17 protein-coding genes and 2 pseudogenes are annotated in these 19,008 nt (G+C 61.6%); 7 read left to right on the forward strand and 12 right to left on the reverse strand.

The window, feature by feature from the left end; translation table 11 throughout:
- Positions 1-52: 52 nt before the first annotated feature.
- Positions 53-193: pseudogene (locus tag ACZ9BB_RS11765) on the forward strand (aldose 1-epimerase); the annotation flags it as partial.
- Here the strand turns inward: ACZ9BB_RS11765 and ACZ9BB_RS11770 are convergent.
- The 12 genes and pseudogenes from ACZ9BB_RS11770 to pedF form a co-directional block, all read right to left on the reverse strand.
- Positions 193-1,880 (reverse strand): annotated as a pseudogene (locus ACZ9BB_RS11770) (PAS domain-containing hybrid sensor histidine kinase/response regulator). The pseudogenes ACZ9BB_RS11765 and ACZ9BB_RS11770 sit on opposite strands and share 1 nt — an antisense overlap.
- Positions 1,864-3,027, reverse strand: coding sequence for an alcohol dehydrogenase-like regulatory protein ErcA (gene ercA, locus ACZ9BB_RS11775; RefSeq protein WP_018929698.1), 1,164 nt, complete (start codon positions 3,025-3,027; stop codon positions 1,864-1,866). The pseudogene ACZ9BB_RS11770 and the gene ercA overlap by 17 nt, the downstream one beginning before the upstream one ends.
- A 316-nt stretch (positions 3,028-3,343) precedes the next feature.
- A complete protein-coding gene (gene pqqE, locus ACZ9BB_RS11780) occupies positions 3,344-4,477 on the reverse strand; it encodes a pyrroloquinoline quinone biosynthesis protein PqqE (protein WP_476213926.1) in 1,134 nt (377 codons plus the stop codon).
- Positions 4,474-5,226 carry a pyrroloquinoline-quinone synthase PqqC gene (gene pqqC, locus ACZ9BB_RS11785; RefSeq protein WP_476213927.1) on the reverse strand — a complete coding sequence of 251 codons (753 nt, stop codon included), beginning with the start codon at positions 5,224-5,226 and terminating at the stop codon, positions 4,474-4,476. Before pqqC ends, pqqE begins: the two co-directional genes overlap by 4 nt.
- A 123-nt stretch (positions 5,227-5,349) precedes the next feature.
- Positions 5,350-6,264: a pyrroloquinoline quinone biosynthesis protein PqqB gene (gene pqqB / locus ACZ9BB_RS11790; RefSeq protein ID WP_476213928.1), complete on the reverse strand. Its 915-nt coding sequence runs from the start codon at positions 6,262-6,264 to the stop codon at positions 5,350-5,352.
- Positions 6,265-6,317: 53 nt separating this feature from the next.
- Positions 6,318-6,389 (reverse strand): pyrroloquinoline quinone precursor peptide PqqA, encoded by a 72-nt coding sequence (pqqA, locus tag ACZ9BB_RS11795; RefSeq protein WP_081499480.1) that lies wholly within the window; start codon positions 6,387-6,389, stop codon positions 6,318-6,320.
- Positions 6,390-6,721: 332 nt separating this feature from the next.
- Positions 6,722-8,242 (reverse strand): acetaldehyde dehydrogenase ExaC, encoded by a 1,521-nt coding sequence (gene exaC, locus ACZ9BB_RS11800; protein WP_476213929.1) that lies wholly within the window; start codon positions 8,240-8,242, stop codon positions 6,722-6,724.
- Positions 8,243-8,537: 295 nt separating this feature from the next.
- Positions 8,538-10,313 (reverse strand): PQQ-dependent methanol/ethanol family dehydrogenase, encoded by a 1,776-nt coding sequence (locus ACZ9BB_RS11805; protein WP_476213930.1) that lies wholly within the window; start codon positions 10,311-10,313, stop codon positions 8,538-8,540.
- Positions 10,314-10,461: 148 nt separating this feature from the next.
- On the reverse strand, positions 10,462-11,400 hold the full coding sequence (locus tag ACZ9BB_RS11810; RefSeq protein WP_476213931.1) for a quinoprotein relay system zinc metallohydrolase 1: 939 nt from the start codon (positions 11,398-11,400) through the stop codon (positions 10,462-10,464).
- Positions 11,401-11,415: 15 nt separating this feature from the next.
- Entirely contained in the window at positions 11,416-12,165 is a 750-nt protein-coding gene (locus tag ACZ9BB_RS11815) for a quinoprotein dehydrogenase-associated SoxYZ-like carrier (protein ID WP_476213932.1), read from the reverse strand.
- Positions 12,162-13,040, reverse strand: coding sequence for a substrate-binding periplasmic protein (locus ACZ9BB_RS11820; protein WP_476213933.1), 879 nt, complete (start codon positions 13,038-13,040; stop codon positions 12,162-12,164). The genes ACZ9BB_RS11815 and ACZ9BB_RS11820 overlap by 4 nt, the downstream gene beginning before the upstream one ends.
- Before the next feature lie 3 nt (positions 13,041-13,043).
- Complete coding sequence (gene pedF, locus ACZ9BB_RS11825) at positions 13,044-13,505, reverse strand: cytochrome c-550 PedF (protein WP_476213934.1); 462 nt, start codon at positions 13,503-13,505, stop codon at positions 13,044-13,046.
- 252 nt (positions 13,506-13,757) lie between these two features.
- On the opposite strand from pedF, the gene ACZ9BB_RS11830 reads away from it, so the two are divergent.
- The 6 genes from ACZ9BB_RS11830 to ACZ9BB_RS11855 all read left to right on the forward strand — a co-directional run bounded on the left by ACZ9BB_RS11830 (position 13,758) and on the right by ACZ9BB_RS11855 (position 18,879).
- Positions 13,758-14,942, forward strand: a complete 1,185-nt coding sequence (locus ACZ9BB_RS11830) for an ABC transporter substrate-binding protein (protein WP_476213935.1) — start codon at positions 13,758-13,760, stop codon at positions 14,940-14,942.
- A 39-nt stretch (positions 14,943-14,981) separates the two neighbouring features.
- Positions 14,982-15,941, forward strand: coding sequence for a YVTN family beta-propeller repeat protein (locus tag ACZ9BB_RS11835; protein WP_476213936.1), 960 nt, complete (start codon positions 14,982-14,984; stop codon positions 15,939-15,941).
- A complete protein-coding gene (locus tag ACZ9BB_RS11840) occupies positions 15,938-16,681 on the forward strand; it encodes an ATP-binding cassette domain-containing protein (protein ID WP_476213937.1) in 744 nt (247 codons plus the stop codon). The genes ACZ9BB_RS11835 and ACZ9BB_RS11840 overlap by 4 nt, the downstream gene beginning before the upstream one ends.
- The gene (locus tag ACZ9BB_RS11845) at positions 16,678-17,469 is read left to right on the forward strand and encodes an ABC transporter permease (protein ID WP_476213938.1); all 792 of its coding nucleotides are present in this window, start codon (positions 16,678-16,680) and stop codon (positions 17,467-17,469) included. The genes ACZ9BB_RS11840 and ACZ9BB_RS11845 overlap by 4 nt, the downstream gene beginning before the upstream one ends.
- 127 nt (positions 17,470-17,596) lie before the next feature.
- Positions 17,597-18,154, forward strand: a complete 558-nt coding sequence (locus ACZ9BB_RS11850; protein ID WP_476213939.1) for a PQQ-dependent catabolism-associated CXXCW motif protein — start codon at positions 17,597-17,599, stop codon at positions 18,152-18,154.
- Between the two features lie 59 nt (positions 18,155-18,213).
- A complete protein-coding gene (locus ACZ9BB_RS11855; RefSeq protein ID WP_476213940.1) occupies positions 18,214-18,879 on the forward strand; it encodes a response regulator in 666 nt (221 codons plus the stop codon).
- Positions 18,880-19,008 lie beyond the last annotated feature (129 nt).

The raw sequence follows: 19,008 nt of genomic DNA on the forward strand, positions 1-19,008 counted from the left end.
GGGAGCAAGCTCCCTCGCCACAAAAAACTTCATGCAGCCAATGAAAATCACCATGACGCCAACACTCCTCGAACTCGAAGACGAACTCACCCGCCTCACCCTCGTCCCCGAACTCGGGGCGAGCATCGTCAACTGGACCGTGCGCAGCACCGGCCAACCGCTTTTGCGCCACTGCGACCGCCACGCCTTGAGCTACGCCAACAGCTGAGTGAGCACCGCGCGCAACTTGCCGGGCTTCACCGGTTTGTTCAGCAATGGCGCGTCGAGTCGCTGCAACGAGCGTCGACACTGGTCGGTGCGGTCGGCGGTGATGATCACCGCCGGTATCGTCCGGCTGAAATGCTCGCGCAGATGCCGGACCACTTCACAGCCCACCACCCCCCGTGATCCAGGTGGTAATCCGCCAAAATCAGTTCCGGCGCCTGCCCCTGCAAAGCCACCAGCGCGGTGGCCTCGTCGGTGGCGGTGACCACCTCGCAGCCCCACTGCCCGAGCAGTGCGCTCATGCTTTCAAGGATGCTGACTTCGTTGTCCAGCACCAGCAGGCGCCGCCCCGGCAGCGGGTTGCCGGTGCTCGGCTGCGGCGCGGCCTGACTGATCGGCAGTGGGATTTCATGGGAAATCGGCACCTCAATGCTGAACATCGAACCGCGCCCCGGCCGCGAATAAACCTCAATTTTGTAGTCGAGGATCTTGGCGATGCGTTCGACAATCGCCAGCCCCAGGCCCACGCCCTTGCGATCGGCGGCACGCCCGACATCCAGTTGGTTGAACTCGAGGAAGATCGACTCCAGCCGATCCGCCGCAATCCCGCGCCCGGTGTCCCAGACTTCAATGCGCAACGCATTGCCCCGCCGCCGGGCGCCCAGCAGGATGCTGCCGTCATCGGTGTAGCGGCAGGCATTGCTGAGGAAGTTGCGCAAAATCCGCGTCATCAGGCGCAAGTCGGTATGAATGGCGTAATCGCCCATGTGCACCCGCAGGTTCAGCCCGGCCGCCGCGGCCACCGACTGAAACTCCGAGACCAGCGGTGCGAGCAATTCGTCGAGGCGGTACAGGGCGATATCCGGCTTGACCGCGGCCTGATCGAGCCGGGAAATATCCAGCAGGTCGGTGAGCAAGTCTTCGGCCCCTTCCAGCGCCTGATGGGTGCGCTCCACCAACACTTGTTCGACGTCGGGCAGTTTACGTTCACGCAAGGTCGAGATCAGCAAGCGCGCGGCGTTGAGCGGTTGCAGCAGATCGTGACTGGCGGCGGCGAGGTATTTGTCCTTGCTGCGATTGGCGGCCTCGGCGGCATCACGGGCATCGCGCAAGGCTTCTGCGGCGTCCAGCAACTCGTTGGTGCGCGCGGTGACCCGCTGCTCCAGTTCGTCATTGAGTTGTTGCAGGCGCTGTTGAGCCAATTTTCGTTCGGTGATGTCGGCGACAAAACCTTCCACCAGGCCTTCCTGATCCGGTTTGAGCAGCAAGTTCATCAATACGTCGAGAACGCTGCCGTCCTTGCGCCTTAGCTGAGTTTCATAGCCCAGCAGGCTGCCCTCGCGCTGAAGGATTTCGCCGATGGTTTCCAGCTCTTGCGCCCCGCCGACGAACAGCGTGCCCGCCAGGTCCGTCAGGGAAAACAGCACCTCTTGCGGGTCCTGATAGCCAAGCATCCGCGCCAGTGCCGGGTTGGCGGCGCGCATGCCCTCCTGCAGGCTGGCCTGGAAGATTCCGTGCACCGCGTTTTCGAACAGCCATTTGTAGCGATTGCGCTCGGCCTCCAGTTCATCCAGGCGCGCGGCCAGTTCCGGGTAATGACTCTTGCGCGCCGAGTGATTGCCCAGGCCGAGTAACCCAGTCAGCGCCCGTTGCTGTTCGTCAGAGGGCTTCGCCATAGACGACCTCGACGTCGCGCTGGCTGGACTCGCGCGGGTTGGTAAGGATGCAGGGGTCATCCATGGCATGTTGCGACAGGAACGGAATGTCCGACGTACTCACCCCGTGCAGGCCCAGGGTTTCGTGGAAGCCGATGGCGTGTTTGAGGGCGATCAAGTGGTCGACCAGACGCCCGCAGATCTGCCGGTGGTTCAGGCCGCGACAATCGATGCCGAAGGTCTCGGCGATCACCTTGAAGCGCTCCGGCGCCGAGCTGTAGTTGAACGCCACCACGTGTTCCACCAGCACCGCGTTGCACAAGCCATGCGGCAGATCGAGGAATCCACCGAGGCTGTGGGACATGGCATGCACCGCGCCGAGGATCGCGTTGGAGAACGCCAGCCCGGCCTGCATGCTGCCGAGCATGATTTTTTCCCGCAGGGCGATGTCGTTCGGGTTGGCGATCATCTGCACCAGATTGCCGTTGATCAACCGCATCGCCTCCAGCGCATGGGGGTCGGTGAGCGGCCCGTGGCCGGTGGAGACAAAGGCTTCGATGGCGTGGACCAACGCGTCGATGCCGGTACAGGCCGACAGGAACGGGTCCATGCTCAGGGTGGTTTCCGGATCGATCAGCGACACATCCGGCACCGCAGCCTTGCTGACGATGGAGAATTTCATGCGTTCTTGCTGATTGGAGATGATCACGAACTGCGACACATCGGCCGACGTGCCGGCGGTGGTCGGGATCAGGATCAGCGGCGGACTGGGCATGCGCAGGGTGTCCACGCCCTCGAACTCGAGGATGTTGCGCCCGTGGGCGACGACAATGCCGATGCCTTTGCCGCAGTCCATCGGGCTGCCGCCGCCGACCGCGACGATCACATCGCAATGGTTTTCCCGGTACAACTCGGCACCGAGCATCACTTCTTCGATCCGCGGGTTGGGCGAAACGTCGCTGTACACGAAGTAATCGATGCCCTGGGCTTGCAGACTGGCCTCGACATCGGCGACCCAACCGGCGGCGATCACACCGGGGTCGCTGACCACCAGCACCTTGCGGGCGCCGAAGGTCTTGGCGTAATTGCCGACGTTATGCCGACAGCCGGCACCGAAGATGATTTCAGGCGAAACGAATTTACGCAGTTGACTGAGATTCTGGCTCATTGGAAAGCCTGTTTTTTATTGTTTTGAAAGGTAAAGCCAACACTAAAGCATCCGGCTGCGAATGCAATCAGACCAATGGGTAGCGAGCTGGGGGGTACTCGGATTTGCGTCCACTGGAGATCAACTGTGGGAGCGGGCTTATGTGGCGAGGGGGCTTGCCCCCGTTGGGTCGCGGAGCGGCCCCTATAATTTTTCCGGCATACGAGTTGTCCGGATTGCGACTGCTTCGCAGCCGAACGGGGGCAAGCCCCCTCGCCACATAAGCCCTCTGGCCACATAAGCCCGCTCCCACAGGGGATTTGTGTCAGCTCACGATTCATCCGCGATAGATCAGCCGCGAAGCCTTCTCGTTGCGCAAGGTCAGGTGTTCCATGCCCTGCCCCGGCGCGTCGGCTTCGTCCCGGGCCTTGAGAATAACGCTGTGGTGCGGCGACTTGCTGCACACCGGGTCGGCGTTGCTCGCATCCCCCGTGAGCATGAACGCCTGGCAGCGGCAGCCGCCCAGGTCCTTGTGCTTTTCATCGCAGGAACGGCATGGCTCTTTCATCCAGTCATCACCGCGAAAACGATTGAAGCCGAAGGAGTCGTTCCAGATATGTTCGACGCTGTGCTCACGCACGTTGGGAAACTGCACCGGCAACTGGCGTGCGCTGTGGCAAGGTAACGCCGTGCCGTCCGGGGTGATGTCGAGAAACAGATTGGCCCAGCCGTTCATGCAGGTCTTGGGGCGCTCTTCGTAGTAGTCCGGGGTGACGAAAATCAGCTTGCACGGGTGGCCTTCGGCTTCAAGTCGCTGGCGATATTCATTGGTGATGCTCTCGGCGCGTTGCAACTGCTCGCGGGTCGGTAACAGGCCGACGCGGTTGAGTTCAGCCCAGCCATAGAACTGGCAGGTAGCCAACTCGACGAAATCCGCCTCCAACGCCAGGCACAGTTCAATGATCTGCGCGATCTGGTCGATGTTGTGCCGATGGGTGACGAAGTTCAGCACCATCGGGTAACCCTGGGCCTTCACCGCCCGGGCCATCGCCAGTTTCTGGGCGAAGGCCTTGCGTGAGCCGGCGAGCAGGTTGTTCACCGCTTCATCGGCGGCCTGAAAACTGATCTGGATATGGTCCAGCCCGGCGATCTTGAAGTCGCGGACTTTTTGCTCGGTCAGGCCGATGCCCGAGGTGATCAGGTTGGTGTAGTAGCCCATGTCCCGCGCGGCCTTGATCAGCTCGGCCAGGTCTTGGCGCACCAACGGTTCACCACCGGAAAAACCCAGTTGCGCAGCGCCCATCTCCCGCGCCTCGCGCAATACCCGAATCCACTCTTCTGTACTCAACTCTTCGCCCTGTTGGGCAAAGTCCAGCGGATTAGAGCAATACGGGCATTGCAGCGGGCAGCGATAGGTCAACTCCGCCAACAACCACAGCGGTGGACCGGGGCGCTGTTCGACCGCGTTCACAGGGCAATCCCCCGGTGCCAGACCCGCTCGGTGGTGACGGTATGATACGGCGGACGGTCCAGCTCATAGGCCATGCTCATCGCATCGAGCATGCTCCACAGCACATCGAGTTTGAACTGCAGAATCTCCAGCATGCGTTGCTGGCCTTCGCCAGTGACGTAATGCGCCAGGGTAATGCGCAAACCATGCTCGACATCACGCCGCGCCTGGCTCAGGCGATTGCGGAAATAGTCATAACCGGTGGGGTCGATCCACGGGTAATGGGTGGGCCAGACGTCGAGCCGGGACTGATGGATCTGCGGCGCGAACAGTTCGGTCAGCGAGCTGCTGGCTGCTTCCTGCCAGCAAGCGCGGCGGGCGAAATGGACGTAGGCGTCCACGGCGAAACGCACGCCGGGCAGCACCAGTTCTTGCGAGAGGATCTGTTCGCGATCCAGCCCCACGGCTTCGCCCAATCGTAGCCACGCTTCGATGCCGCCTTCACTGCCGGGGGCACCATCATGGTCGAGAATCCGTTGCAGCCATTCCCGACGCACCTCGCGGTCCGGGCAGTTGGCGAGGATTGCCGCGTCCTTCAGGGGAATGTTCACCTGATAGTAGAAGCGATTGGCGACCCAGCCCTGGATCTGCTCGCGGGTGGCGCGCCCGGCGTACATGGCTTGGTGGAATGGGTGGTGGATGTGGTAACAGGCGCCTTTGGCGCGCAACGCCTGTTCGAATTCGGCGGGGGTCATGGGGGTGTCGGTCATTACGGTTCTCCCGATTTTGCGGTGTCTGGCCTGGCGCCTTCGCGGGCAAGCCTCGCTCCTACAAGGGTTCTGCGGTGTGCACAAATCCTGTGGGAGCGAGCCTGCTCGCAATGGGGCCATCCGCTACAGCTCAATACTCATGCCGTCATAGGCCACTTCAATCCCGAGCCGCTCCAGCAACGCCCGTTCGGCCGAGTCTTCATCGAGAATCGGGTTGGTGTTGTTGATGTGGATCAGCACCTTGCGCTGGCGGCCAAAGCCCTCCAGCACTTCGAGCATGCCGCCGGGGCCGCTTTGCGGCAGGTGGCCCATTTCGCGGCCCAGGCTCTGGCCGACTTCGCACACGCGCATTTCATCGTCGCGCCACAGCGTGCCGTCCAGCAGCAAGCAGTCGGCGCGCTGCATCCAGCTCAATACTTCGGCGTCGACCTGCCCCAGGCCCGGCGCATAGAACACCGATGCACCGCTGCGCAGGTCTTCGATGAACAGGCCAATGGTGTCCCCCGGTTGCGGGTTGCCACGGTTGGGCGAATACGGCGGCGCATTGCTGACCAATGGAATCGCACGAAATTGCAGATGTTGGCAGGCTGCGATGTTGAACGGCTTGCGGTCCAGGTCGATGGGTTGCCACTGCAAGCCACCGTTCCAGTGCTTGAGCATGGTGAACAAGGGAAAGCCGCTGCTCAGGTCTTGATGAACCCGCTCGGTGCACCAGACCGCATGCGGGCAGCCTTCGCGCAGGCTCAACAGGCCAGTGCAATGGTCGATCTGACTGTCCAGCAGAACGACGCCGCCGATCGCCGTGTCACGTAACCGACGGGCCGGTTGCATTGCCGGGAAACTCTCGAGTTGCGCGCGAATGTCCGGTGAAGCATTGCAGAGCACCCACTCCACACCGTCGTCGCTCAGGGCAATGGACGACTGCGTGCGGTATTGCGCGCGCAGCTTGCCGCTGCGCATGGCGGCGCATTGACGGCAGTTGCAGTTCCATTGCGGAAAACCTCCACCAGCGGCGGAACCGAGGACGCAAATGTGCATGGGATGCTCCAGAAGGCGGGCCCGGCCAACGCATCGGCTGGCCGGGCGATCAATCAACGGTTGGCGAAATACATCGTCACTTCGAAGCCAATGCGCAGATCGGTAAACGCGGGTTTATGCCACATGGGGTCAATCCTCTTCTTGTGCCGGGCAATTCCGGTAAAGCCATTAATGCACGGGGCGCCGAGTGCCCGAATGCTACTTTCGAAGGAGGTGGCGGCGTGCGTTGGTAGGGGGTGTCGCGCAGATCCTGGAACCATACAAAACCAATGTGGGAACGGGCTAATGTGGCGAGGGGGCTTGCCTGTGGCGAGGGAGCTTGCTCCCGTTCGGCTGCGAAGCAGTCGCGAAGCTTTTGGGGCCGCTTCGCGACCCAACGGGAGCAAGCTCCCTCGCCACAGGCAAGCCCCTCGCTACAAAGGCTCTCTCCCACAGGGTTTGTGGTGTGCTTATGGGGTTAGAAGAACCCCAGCGGATTGATGTCGTAGCTCACCAGCAGGTTTTTGGTCTGCTGATAGTGGTCGAGCATCATCTTGTGGTTCTCACGGCCGACACCGGATTTCTTGTAGCCACCGAACGCGGCGTGGGCCGGGTACAGGTGGTAGCAGTTGGTCCAGACGCGTCCGGCCTTGATCGCCCGGCCCATGCGGTAGGCGCGGTTGATGTCGCGGGTCCACAGGCCGGCGCCGAGGCCGAATTCGCTGTCGTTGGCGATCGCCAGGGCTTCAGCTTCGTCCTTGAAGGTGGTGATCCCCACTACCGGACCGAAGATTTCTTCCTGGAACACGCGCATTTTGTTGTGGCCCTTGAGCAGGGTCGGCTGGATGTAATAACCGCTCGACAAGTCGCCCTCAAGACGCTCGGCCGCGCCGCCGGTAAGCAGCTCGGCGCCCTCCTCCTGGGCGATTTTCAGGTACGAGAGGATCTTGTCGTATTGCTGCTCGGACGCCTGGGCACCGACCATGGTCTCGGTGTCCAGCGGGTTGCCGCGCTTGATCTTGACGATCTTCTTCATCACCTCGGCCATGAACGGCTCGTAGATCGACTCCTGCACCAGCGCCCGGGACGGACAGGTGCAGACTTCGCCCTGGTTGAAGAACGCCAGCACCAGGCCTTCGGCGGCTTTCTCGATGAACGCAGGTTCGGCCTTCATGATGTCTTCGAAGAAAATGTTCGGCGACTTGCCGCCCAGTTCGACGGTGCTTGGAATGATGTTCTCCGCCGCGCAATGCATGATGTGCGCGCCCACCGGGGTGGAACCGGTGAAGGCGATCTTGGCGATGCGCTTGCTGGTGGCCAGCGCCTCACCGGCTTCGCGACCGAAGCCCTGGACGATGTTCAGTACGCCGGCCGGCAGCAAATCGGCGATCAGCTCGGCGAACACCATGATCGACAGCGGCGTTTGTTCGGCGGGTTTGAGCACGATGCAGTTGCCGGCAGCCAGGGCCGGGGCGAGTTTCCAGGCGGCCATCAGCAGCGGGAAGTTCCACGGGATGATCTGCCCGACCACGCCCAGCGGTTCGTGAAAGTGATAGGCGGTGGTCAGTTCGTTGATCTCGGCGGCGCCGCCTTCCTGGGCGCGGATGCACCCGGCGAAATAACGGAAGTGGTCGGCAGCCAGCGGCACGTCGGCGTTGAGGGTTTCGCGCACGGCCTTGCCGTTGTCCCAGGTTTCGGTGACGGCGAGGATTTCCAGGTTCTGCTCGATACGGTCAGCGATTTTCAGCAGCACCAGCGAACGATCCTGGGCCGAGGTTTTACCCCAGGCATCGGCGGCGGCATGGGCGGCATCGAGGGCTTTTTCGATGTCGGCAGCGCTGGAGCGCGGGAACTCGGCGATCACTTCACCCGTGACCGGTGAGGTGTTGGTGAAGTACTCGCCGTTGATTGGGGCAACGAACTCGCCGCCGATGAAATTGCCGTAGCGTGGTTTGAAGGAAACGATGGCGCCGGGTGTTCCAGGTTGTGCGTAGATCATGATGGGCCTCTGTCTGGGTCGATGCCTGTCAGGCCAACAGGCGATGAACCGATAGTAGAGAGCCCCATGCGCCAGACGAATGCGCCGTTGGCAGGGGGGCTCTCGTTATTTGGTAGTAGAAAACGCCTCGGTATCAGCAGGTTTTTGTGGCGAGGGAGCTTGCTCCCGCTGGAGTGCGAAGCGCTCCCAAACCCAGACGCTGCGGTTCATCTGTCACACCGCATTGGCTGGTTTTACGACTGCTTCAGCCGAGCGGGAGCAAGCTCCCTCGCCACAGGTTGTGTAGGTATTTAGATCAGTGCTTGGCGACCAGATCCTTCGGCAGCTTGAACGTCCAGAGCATGCCGCCCTGGTTGAAGTCCTTGACGCGCTTGGCCACTTCGCCGCCCCACAGCGGTACCGCGCCGCCCCAACCGGACAGCACCGAGACGTATTGTTCGCCGTCCATTTCCCAGGTGATGGGCGAGCCGAGCACGCCGGAACCGGTCTGGAATTCCCAGACTTTCTCGCCAGTCTTGGCATTGAATGCCTGCAGGAAACCTTCCGGCGTACCGGTGAACACCAGGTTGCCCTTGGTGGTCAGCACTCCGCCCCACAGCGGTGCGAAGTTCTTGTGGCGCCAGACTTCCTTGCCGGTTTTCGGGTCGATGGCGCGCAGCACGCCGATGTAGTCTTCATTCAACGGTTTGATGGTGAAACCGGCACCAAGGAACGCCGCGCCTTTTTTGTAGGCGATGCCTTCGTTCCAGATGTCCATGCCCCATTCGTTGGACGGCACGTAGAACAGGCCGGTGTCGCGGTTGTAGGCCATCGGCATCCAGTTTTTCGCCCCCAGGAACGCAGGCGCTACAAACACCGAACTGCCTTTGGCCTCGGAACCCGGCGCACCCGGACGGCTGGCCTCGTTGTAGATCGGCCGGCCGTTTTTATCCAGGCCACTGGCCCAGGTGATCTTGTCCACGAACGGAAAGCCGCGGATGAATTTGCCGTTGGTGCGATCCAGCACGTAGAAGAAACCGTTACGGTCCGCGGTGGCTGCGGCTTTGATTTCCTTGCCGCCTTCGCTGTAGTTGAACGACACCAGTTCGTTCACGCCGTCATAGTCCCAGCCATCGTGAGGGGTGCTCTGGAAGTGCCACTTGATGGTGCCGTCATCCGGGTTCAGCGCCAGGCGCGACGACGAGTACAGGTTGTCGCCCGGGCGCAGGTGCGAGTTCCACGGCGCCGGGTTGCCGGTGCCGAACAGCAGCAGATTGGTTTCCGGGTCGTAGTAGCCACCCAGCCAAGGCGCGGCGCCGCCGGTTTTCCACAAATCACCCGGCCAGGTCTTGCCCGCTTCGCCGCCGGAAATGCCGTTCTCTACGGCTTTGCCGTCCTTGTAGACATAGCCCATGTGGCCTTCGACGGTGGGCCGGGTCCACAGCAGATCACCGTTTTTCGGATCGTAGGCTTCGATCTTGCCGACCACTCCGAATTCGCCACCGGCCACACCGGTGATCAGCTTGCCGTTGATTACCAACGGTGCGGCGCTGATCGAATAGCCTTCCTTGTGGTCGGCGACTTTCTTGCTCCATACCACTTTGCCGGTGTCCTTGTTCAGGGCCACGAGCTTGGCGTCGAGGGTGCCGAAGATCACCAGGTCGCCATACAGCGCGACACCACGGTTGATCACGTCACAGCACGGGCGGATGTCATCGGGCAGGCGCGCATCGTATTGCCAGAGCTTGCGGCCGGTGCGCGCATCCACGGCGAACACCCGTGAGTAGGAGCCGGTCATGTACATCACGCCGTCCTTGATCATCGGCTGCGCCTGCTGGCCGCGCTGTTTTTCACCGCCGAACGAAAAGGCCCAGACCGGGCGCAGATCCTTCACGTTGTCGACATTGAGGGTGTCCAGCGGGCTGTAGCGCTGACCCTGGACGCCCAGGCCATTGGTGACGACCTGTTCCGGATTCTTCGGATCCTGGAGGATGTCTTGATCGGAGACTGCGGCCAATGCCTGGCCGGACAACAGCATGGCACTGAGCAGCACGCTCAAGACGAAGGGTTGGCGACGTGCGGGTTGGGTCATGGCGGCTACCTCTGCGGTTTTTGTTATACCCGGGAAATTTTCCCGGTCTGGTGCAGATTCTTGGGCGCCGCCGCCCTTGCAACAATTACCCGCAGTGCGGAGATTTCTAGTTCCTTGGTAGCGGGTCGGAGGAGATGAACGATCAGCGTCACTGGCGCGTGCCGGAATCCACCCGCTTCATCTGCCCCCGCTCGTAACGCGGGTACAAATGGCTGACGCTACGAATCAGCTCATAGCGGCTCAGGTTGATCCCGGCGAAACGTTCGGGGATGGGGCTGCGGATCATCTCGGCCATGTCGCTGCCGTTCGCCGCACCGTCGCGCATGAGTTGATCGAGCCAGGAGAGGTAATCGCGCATTTGCTCGAACGGTTTGCTGTCCGTTGCCACGGGCCCATGCCCGGGCACAATCAGCGTCCACGGCAACCCCTGAAGTGTGGCGATATCCGCCAGCCACATCGACAACCCCGGGCTATTCGGCGTGGTCAGGGCCCGTTGATAAAACACCAGATCCCCGGCAAACAGCACGCCGGTTTTCTGGTCGAGAATAGCCAGATCCGCGCCGGTGTGCCCACCCAGACTCAGCAGCCGCAGATCGTGGTTCCCAAAACTTTGCATACCAGGCGTCAGCGTCTGCGTCGGCAACACCACTTCGGTGCCGCGCATCCAGTCACCCACCAGTCGATACATGTTCTCGGCCATCGCATCACCCTGCTGGCGCAACAGCTCGGTGGTGCCAGCCAGTGCACCAATCGGCACATCGGTGAAAGCCTGATTGCCCAGCACATGATCAGGATGGTGATGGGTCAGCAACACCTGGATCACCGGTTTATCGGTGGTTGCGGCAATCGCTCTGCGCAGGGCTTCGCCGTAGCGCTTCGATGGCCCGGTGTCGATCACCACCACCCCTTGCCCGGTGACGATGAACGCGGTGTTGACGATGTTGCCGCCGTTGTTCTTGGCGAAGTTATCGGTGCTGCCCTCCAGCAACCAGGTGTCTTCGGCAATCTGCCGGGGCTTGAGTGTGTAATCAGGATCGGCCAGGGTCGGCAGGCTCACACAGATGAACAACAGCAGCATCCAGCGCATCACACGCTCCTTGGGTCAGGGTATGGCCGCATCGAATTGATTGCCGCTGTTGTCGCGCAGTATCAGGCGCGTCTGCCCTGCGCCTTCGATGTCGAAAGCCAGGTTGGGGTTTTCGCTGACCGCCGGGAACAGTTCCAGACGCGCCAACACCCGGTCGTCTGGGTCCCGCAGCTCGGCCTGGTTGAGGAAGAATTCCGGGATGCCGCTGACCATGCCGTTGTCCATCGGATGCGCCACCTGCAAACGCACGCGACTGAATTCACCACGGGGATAGCGACCGCCGAGCACTTCGCCGATGTGTTCTTCCCAACCCGGTTGGGTGCGCACCACACTCGGCGCTGTGCAACCGCCGCCGGCCGCATCGATCAGCGTCGAGCCGACATGCCACAGCCCATCACGGGTCAACACCGCCGCGCGCAACGGCGTGGCCTGTTCGACGCGGATGCGGATCGACAGCCACGGCAGCACCCCGGTCAAAGGCTCGAAGTCGACGATTTTCGGCAGCGGATTGAGTTCGGCCCAAGCGAGGATTCGCACCACCTCGCCGTTGAACGCTCTGGCGTCGATTTCCAGCGGCACTTGCCGGGCGTCTTCGGCGAACGGCGGTGCCAGCAGCTTGACCCGCTCGTCGAACACGAACGGCGCGTCGCCAAGCATCTGCTTGTGATAGAACGCCCACATCACCGACGGCACCGGATCGACCTCAACCGCCTGCGCGGCCAAGGGCAACCAACAGGCCAACAGCCAACGCGCGCGCCAGTTCATTGTTGATACATCTCGGGCACGTCATAGCGCAGGCCGTAATGGGCATAAATGCTTTTGACTGCACCCTCGCTAATCAATGCTTCCAGCGCCTCTTCCACCGCATAGGCCAGTTGCCGGTTGCTTTCATGCACCGCCATGCCGATCTCCCAGCGTTGCTTGCCCATGTTCGGGTAGGCGTTTTCCGCCAGCGCCACTTGCGGGTCGGCGGCCTGATGAACTTGCCAGTCGATCTCGCCGCGCATAGCCATCACCGCGTCGACTTCACCCGCCTTCATCGCGGTAAACGCCTGGGCCACGCCGGGGTAATGGTGGGTTTTGGCGGCGAGCATGCCGTTGAACACCGAGGTCAGGTAAAACGACGGCACGCTGTCGACTTCGACGCCGATCGGGTGCTGCTGGAACACCGCGACGCTGGCCACCGAGTCCAGCCGACGACGGTCATAAGCCACTTGCCATTGCTCGGTCTGGTACGGCCCGAACATCACCACATGGCCGTTCTCCAGTTCGCCCAGCTCATTGCGCTTCTGTGAGTAATCGCGGTCGTAGGGGACGCGCATCATCAGGTCGGCCAGTTGCTGATTGTGCAGCTGACTGGCCCGCCAGATGTAATCGCGCAGGTCGTCGTCGAGCTTCTCCCCGGCGGGCGCCCAGATCAGTTTCAGGCGTACCCCCATGGCCTTGGCCAAGGCCTGGGCGAGTTCGACATCGACTCCGCGAGGCTGGCCGGCGTCTTCAAAACTGTAGGGCGCAAAGTCCTTGTAGATCGCGACTTTCAGCTCGGCGGCGGCGATCATTTCGTCATAGGTCCGGACCTGTGCCTGCGCTGCCTGGCAGCACAACCACACAGCACTGATCAACACCGCGAACAGGCGCATGGGTCACTCCTCGACGTGAACGCTGTCCAGGTAGGTGCGTACCGCCCACAAGGCTTCCTGACTCAAGTAGTCAGCCATCTTCGGCATGTACACCCGGCCATCACGCACAGCACCGTTGCGCACGCGTTCGACGAACCACTCATCACCGGCCTCGCCGACGTCGAGCATGCGCAAATCAGGGGCTATGCCGCCGGATTTGGCCTCCAGGCCATGACAGGCCGCGCAGTTCTGGTTGTAGGCTGAAGAGCCGATTTCCAAGGCTTTATCGTGCTCCGGGGAGGAACGATACGGGTTCGCCGCCGCCCAACCATCGGCATTGACCTGCACACCGGCATCCTTGATCGGGGTCAGTCCCTTGGTTTCCACGGCCTGGGGTACCACATTACCGTGGGCCCAGACGGAACCTGCGCTGATGAAGCCGGCCAGCAGTCCGGCAACGAGCAAGGCGTTGCGTTTTGTTGTCATTGTTATGCCCTCAAGATTGCACGCAAAACCTCTTCACAGAGGCCATGGCACTCATCTTAGGAACGGCATCGCGTCAGCCCCATGCTGCTTTGGTGGCCGCGATCTAGTCCCTTGGTAGTAGGGCTTGTGGCGAACAGCCCAGGTGCGTTTCAGGCGTCGTTACTACCTTGGTACTGGCCCATCGGTACTTTCTGCATATTTCCCCGCTCGTCCAGGGTTCCTATGCTGACGCTACCTGTGATGGAGAAGCTTATGCGCCAGCTTGCCCCTTATGCCTTGATCTACCTGCTGGCGATTGCCTGCGCTGCCGGGGTGGCGACCCAGAGTCAGGCGGCGGATGCGCCGTTGCAGGTGCATATCGGCTACCTGGGTTATCGCCCCGACCCCGGGCCGTTGCTGTCGAACATCATTCCCGAACCAGCCGATGCCGGGCTACGAGGCGCGGAACTGGCGATCACCGACAGCAATAGCACCGGGCGTTTTCTCAACCACAGCTACAACCTGGTCAGCGCCAGCGTCGATAGTCCGGATGCGTTGATCGAAGCAGCCAAGGCCCAACACAAACAAGGCCTGCGTCTGTTTGTGGTGAATGCGCCAGTGCAAACCCTGCGCCGGCTCAGTGCCGTGCTACCCGACAGTTTGCTGTTCAACGCCGGCAGCCCGGATGACAGCCTGCGCAGCACCGATTGCTTGCCGAACGTGCTGCACAGCCTGCCAAGCCGGGCGATGCTGGCCGATGCGCTGGCGCAATTTCTGGTGCTGCGTAAATGGCAACGGGCGTTGCTGATCGTCGGCCCGACCGCAGACGATCAAGCCTATGCCGCGGCCCTGCGCCGGGCAGCCAAACGCTTCGGATTGAAACTGGTGGCAGAGAAAGCCTGGAGCTTCGATAACGACCAGCGGCGCAGCGCCCAGGCCGACATGCCGCTGTTCACCCAGACTGCCGAGTACGACGTGGTGCTGGTGGCCGATGAACGTGGCGATTTCGGTGAATACGTGCCCTATCAGACCTGGTACCCACGGCCGGTCGCCGGCACCCAGGGCCTGACCCCGGTGGGCTGGCACAAAACGGTGGAAACCTACGGCGCCGCGCAGTTGCAGAAACGCTTCGAAGCCCTGACCGGACGCTGGATGAATGACCGGGATTTCGCCGCCTGGATCGCTGTGCGCAGCATCGCCAGCGCCGTGGGCAAATTGCGCCAAACGGAGCCGATGGCGATCCGTGCGCTTGAGATCAGCGATCAATCGCCGCTGGACGGCTTCAAGGGTCGCAAGCTCAGTTATCGCTCGTGGAACGGCCAGTTGCGCCAGCCGATCCCCATCGTGCAGCCCCGGGCACTGGTCAGCACTTCGCCGCAAGACGGTTTCCTGCACCCCTTCAATGAAATGGACAGCCTGGGTTACGACAAAGCCGAGGTCAGCTGCCGCTTTCCCTGATCCTTTTTCCACAACAACGACAACAACAAGGAACTCGCCATGCGCCGCACCCTGCTTTCATGCGCCCTGCTGCTCGCCACCGGGCATGCCGTGGCCAGCACCGCCTGGGTCTCCAACGAAAAGGACAACAGCCTGAGCCTGATCGACATGCAGACCCTGCAAGTCACCGACACCCTGCCCGTCGGCCAGCGCCCGCGTGGTCTGTTGCTGTCCCACGACAACAAGCTGCTGTACATCTGCGCCAGCGATTCGGACCGGGTCCAGGTAATGGACGTCGCCACGCGCAAGATCATCAAGGAGCTGCCCTCGGGCAAAGACCCTGAACAATTCGCCCTGCATCCGAACAATCGCTGGTTGTATGTCTCCAACGAGGACGATGCACTGGTGACGGTGATCGACACCGAAACCTCCAAGGTGCTCGGGCAGATCAGTGTCGGTGTCGAGCCCGAAGGCATGGCCGTCAGCCCCGATGGCAAATGGGCGGTGAACACCAGTGAAACCACGAACATGCTGCACTGGATCGACACCGGCACCCAGACCCTGGCCGACAACACCCTGGTGGACCAGCGGCCGCGTTTCGTCGAGTTCAACCCGGACGGTTCGCAGCTTTGGGCTTCGGCAGAAATCGGCGGCACGGTGACGATTCTCGACGTCGCCAGCCGCAAGGTCCTCAAGACCCTGACCTTCCAGATCAAAGGCGTGCACCCGGACAAGGTCCAGCCGGTGGGGATCAAACTCAGCGCCGACGGCAAGTACGGTTTCGTCGCCCTTGGCCCGGCCAATCATGTAGCGGTAATCGACGCCAAAACCTTCGAAATCCTCGATTATCTGCTGGTGGGCCGGCGGGTCTGGCAGATGTCGTTCACCCCGGACCAACGGCAATTGCTGGCCACCAATGGCGTCAGCGGCGACGTGTCGGTGATCGATGTGGCCAGCCTCAAAGTCACCCAGTCGGTGAAAGTCGGACGCTATCCGTGGGGCGTGGTGGTAACGCCATGAACACTCTCGACGTCAGCGATTTGAGTTTCGCCTACGGCCCGCGCGAGGCCTTGCGCCAGGTCAGTTTCAGCCTGGCACCGGGGCGTTTTGCGGCGTTGCTGGGACCGAACGGTGCGGGCAAGTCGACGCTGATTGCGCTGCTCACCCGCCTCTATGATGTGCAGCGCGGAGACATCCGGGTCGGCGGTTGTTGTTTGCGTAACGCAGCGCGGCCGGCGCTGAAGCAATTGGGCGTGGTGTTTCAGCAAAGCACGCTGGACCTGGACCTCAGCGTCGAGCAAAACCTGCGTTACCACGCCGCGCTGCATGGTCTGTCCCGGCGCCAGACCGGGCTTCGAGTCGATGCCGAACTGGCGCGCCAGGCCCTGACCGAGCGCCGTCGCGAACGGGTGCGTGAACTCAACGGCGGCCATCGTCGGCGGGTGGAAATCGCCCGCGCGTTGTTGCATGAGCCACGCCTGCTGCTGCTCGACGAGGCCAGCGTTGGCCTCGATCCGGCCAGTCGCCTGGCGCTCAACCAACACATCCGTAGCCTATGCCGCGAGCACAACATCAGCGTACTCTGGACCACTCATTTGCTGGATGAAGTGCAGCCCAGTGACGACTTGCTGATCCTCCATCAAGGCCGTTTGGTGGCCAGCGGACAGGCTGAGGCGCTGAGCCTGGAACATGGCGGCGATCTCAGTTCGGCCTTCACTCGCCTGACTACTTTGACTTCTTCAGGAGCAGCCGTCAGATGAACGCTTACTGGCAATGTTTCAGCGGTATCGTACTGCGCGAATGGCTGCGTTTTGTGTTGCAGCGCACGCGTTTTCTCAGCGCCCTGGTGCGGCCGTTGCTGTGGCTGCTGGTGTTCGCTGCCGGTTTTCGCGCGGCACTCGGCATCGCCATCATCGAGCCCTACGACACCTACATTCCCTACGAGGTTTACATCATCCCGGGCCTGGCCTGCATGATCCTGTTGTTCAACGGCATGCAAGGTTCGCTGTCGATGGTCTACGACCGGGAGATGGGCAGCATGCGCGTGCTGCTGACCAGCCCCCTGCCCCGGACCTTCCTGCTGTGCAGCAAATTGCTGGCAACGTCGCTGATTTCGCTGTTGCAGGTGTACGCCTTTCTGGCGATTGCCTGGTTGTACGGCGTGCAACCGCCGGCCCTGGGCCTGTTGCTGGCGTTGCCGGCGTTGCTGCTGGTGGCGTTGATGCTCAGCGCGCTGGGGCTGTTGCTGTCCAATGCGATTCGTCAGTTGGAGAACTTTGCCGGGGTGATGAACTTCGTGATCTTCCCGCTGTTTTTCCTGTCGTCGGCGTTGTATCCGCTGTGGAAAATGCGCGACTCCAGCGAGTGGCTGTATTGGCTGTGCGCCTTGAACCCATTCACCCATGCGGTGGAACTGGTGCGGTTTGCGCTGTATGAACGCTTCAACCCGGTGGCGCTGACGGTGTGTATAGGGCTGACACTGATATTCGCTCTGCTCGCCGTACTCACCTTCAACCCGCAGCACGCGGCCCTGCGCAAATCCAGCTGACAACACTAATCCCTGTGGCAATCCGGGCAAAATTACTACTTTAGTACGGGTTTACCTGTCTATCGTCGCATTCACAACGCACCGCTACTGGCATGTAATGGGTTCATAACTATAAGGACTGCCCCCCATGCCGCGTGCCCGACGTGTTCTGTTGCGCCCTTCTCTCGCTGCGCTGTCGCTGAGCCTGTTGCTGGGCGCCGCACAGGCCGAAACAGCGCTGTTCTCCGCCGACGGTTATCGCATCGGCTTGTACCGCAGCCCGACCCCGACTCAGCTCCGGGGCGCGAGCATCATCGACACACCCGCCCTGCAAAACCTGCTCAAGCAAACCCCGCATCCGGTGCTGATCGATGTCTACCGCCGGCAATGGCTACAGGGCCGTTTCATCGAAGACCAGCCTCACGAAAACCTGCCCGGCAGCCATTGGTTGGCCAATACCGGTGACGGCGACCTGACGCCGCCCTGGCAGGCGTATTTCGCGCGCTACCTGCAGCAATTGACGGCGGGCGATCGGGCCCGACCGTTGGTCTTTTACTGCCGCTCCGATTGCTGGTTGAGCTGGAACGCGGTAAAACGCGCGGCCACCATGGGCTATAAAACACTGTATTGGTACCGCGACGGGCTGGATGCATGGCAAGCGGCGAATCTGCCCGTGACGCCGGCCCGGCCCGAGCCCTTTCCCTGACGTGAGCGCTTGCGTGTTGTTGCCACACCCGGATCAAAAAAATAATGAGGTGAAAGGCCATGTACAAAATTCTGATTGCCGACGATCACCCGCTGTTTCGCGAAGCGATTCATAACGTCATCAGCGATGGGTTTCCCGGCAGCGAGGTCATGGAAACCGCCGACCTCGACAGTGCCCTGGCCCTGACCCAGGAACATGATGACCTGGACCTGATCCTGCTCGACCTGAACATGCCCGGCATGCATGGCCTCAATGGTCTGATCAACCTGCGCAACGAGGCGCCAACCATTCCGGTGGTGATCGTCTCGGCCGAACAGGACAAACAAATCGTGCTGCAAGCCATCACTTATGGCGCGGTGGGGTTCATCACCAAGTCCTCGCCGCGGGTACAGATGACCGAGGCCATTCAGCAGATTCTCAATGGCAATGTATACCTGCCGCCGGACATCATCCGCACACAAAAAAGCGGCACCCAACGCCGGATGAACGATACCCCGAGCTTCCCGCCCGAACTGCTCCAGGCACTGACCCGCAAGCAGTTGCTGGTACTCGAACGCATGACCAAGGGCGAATCGAATAAACAGATCGCCTACACCCTGGAAATCGCCGAAACCACGGTCAAGGCCCACGTCTCGGCGATATTGCGCAAACTCAATGTGCACAATCGGGTGCAGGCGATATTGAGTGCCGGGGATATTGATTTCGGGTCGTATTTGCGGCGCTGACTGCCTCAACCCGGTCTGAAAGCTGACCTGTGGCGAGGGAGCTTGCTCCCGCTCGGCTGAGAAGCAGTCGTAAATCCAGGCGGCTCGGTGTATTTGAAAGTTTGTAGGGGGCCGCTTCGCGCCCCAGCG

The organism is Pseudomonas sp. TE3552 (assembly GCF_056278945.1).

Bases quoted from the DNA above. Each gene is read 5' to 3' on its own strand.
- ercA (WP_018929698.1), bottom strand. From the start codon at position 3,027: ATGAGCCAGAATCTCAGTCAACTGCGTAAATTCGTTTCGCCTGAAATC.
- pqqC (WP_476213927.1), bottom strand. From the start codon at position 5,226: ATGACCGACACCCCCATGACCCCCGCCGAATTCGAACAGGCGTTGCGC.
- pqqB (WP_476213928.1), bottom strand. From the start codon at position 6,264: ATGCACATTTGCGTCCTCGGTTCCGCCGCTGGTGGAGGTTTTCCGCAA.
- exaC (WP_476213929.1), bottom strand. From the start codon at position 8,242: ATGATCTACGCACAACCTGGAACACCCGGCGCCATCGTTTCCTTCAAA.
- ACZ9BB_RS11805 (WP_476213930.1), bottom strand. From the start codon at position 10,313: ATGACCCAACCCGCACGTCGCCAACCCTTCGTCTTGAGCGTGCTGCTC.
- ACZ9BB_RS11810 (WP_476213931.1), bottom strand. From the start codon at position 11,400: ATGCGCTGGATGCTGCTGTTGTTCATCTGTGTGAGCCTGCCGACCCTG.
- ACZ9BB_RS11815 (WP_476213932.1), bottom strand. From the start codon at position 12,165: ATGAACTGGCGCGCGCGTTGGCTGTTGGCCTGTTGGTTGCCCTTGGCC.
- ACZ9BB_RS11820 (WP_476213933.1), bottom strand. From the start codon at position 13,040: ATGCGCCTGTTCGCGGTGTTGATCAGTGCTGTGTGGTTGTGCTGCCAG.
- pedF (WP_476213934.1), bottom strand. From the start codon at position 13,505: ATGACAACAAAACGCAACGCCTTGCTCGTTGCCGGACTGCTGGCCGGC.
- ACZ9BB_RS11830 (WP_476213935.1), top strand. From the start codon at position 13,758: ATGCGCCAGCTTGCCCCTTATGCCTTGATCTACCTGCTGGCGATTGCC.
- ACZ9BB_RS11835 (WP_476213936.1), top strand. From the start codon at position 14,982: ATGCGCCGCACCCTGCTTTCATGCGCCCTGCTGCTCGCCACCGGGCAT.
- ACZ9BB_RS11840 (WP_476213937.1), top strand. From the start codon at position 15,938: ATGAACACTCTCGACGTCAGCGATTTGAGTTTCGCCTACGGCCCGCGC.
- ACZ9BB_RS11845 (WP_476213938.1), top strand. From the start codon at position 16,678: ATGAACGCTTACTGGCAATGTTTCAGCGGTATCGTACTGCGCGAATGG.
- ACZ9BB_RS11850 (WP_476213939.1), top strand. From the start codon at position 17,597: ATGCCGCGTGCCCGACGTGTTCTGTTGCGCCCTTCTCTCGCTGCGCTG.
- ACZ9BB_RS11855 (WP_476213940.1), top strand. From the start codon at position 18,214: ATGTACAAAATTCTGATTGCCGACGATCACCCGCTGTTTCGCGAAGCG.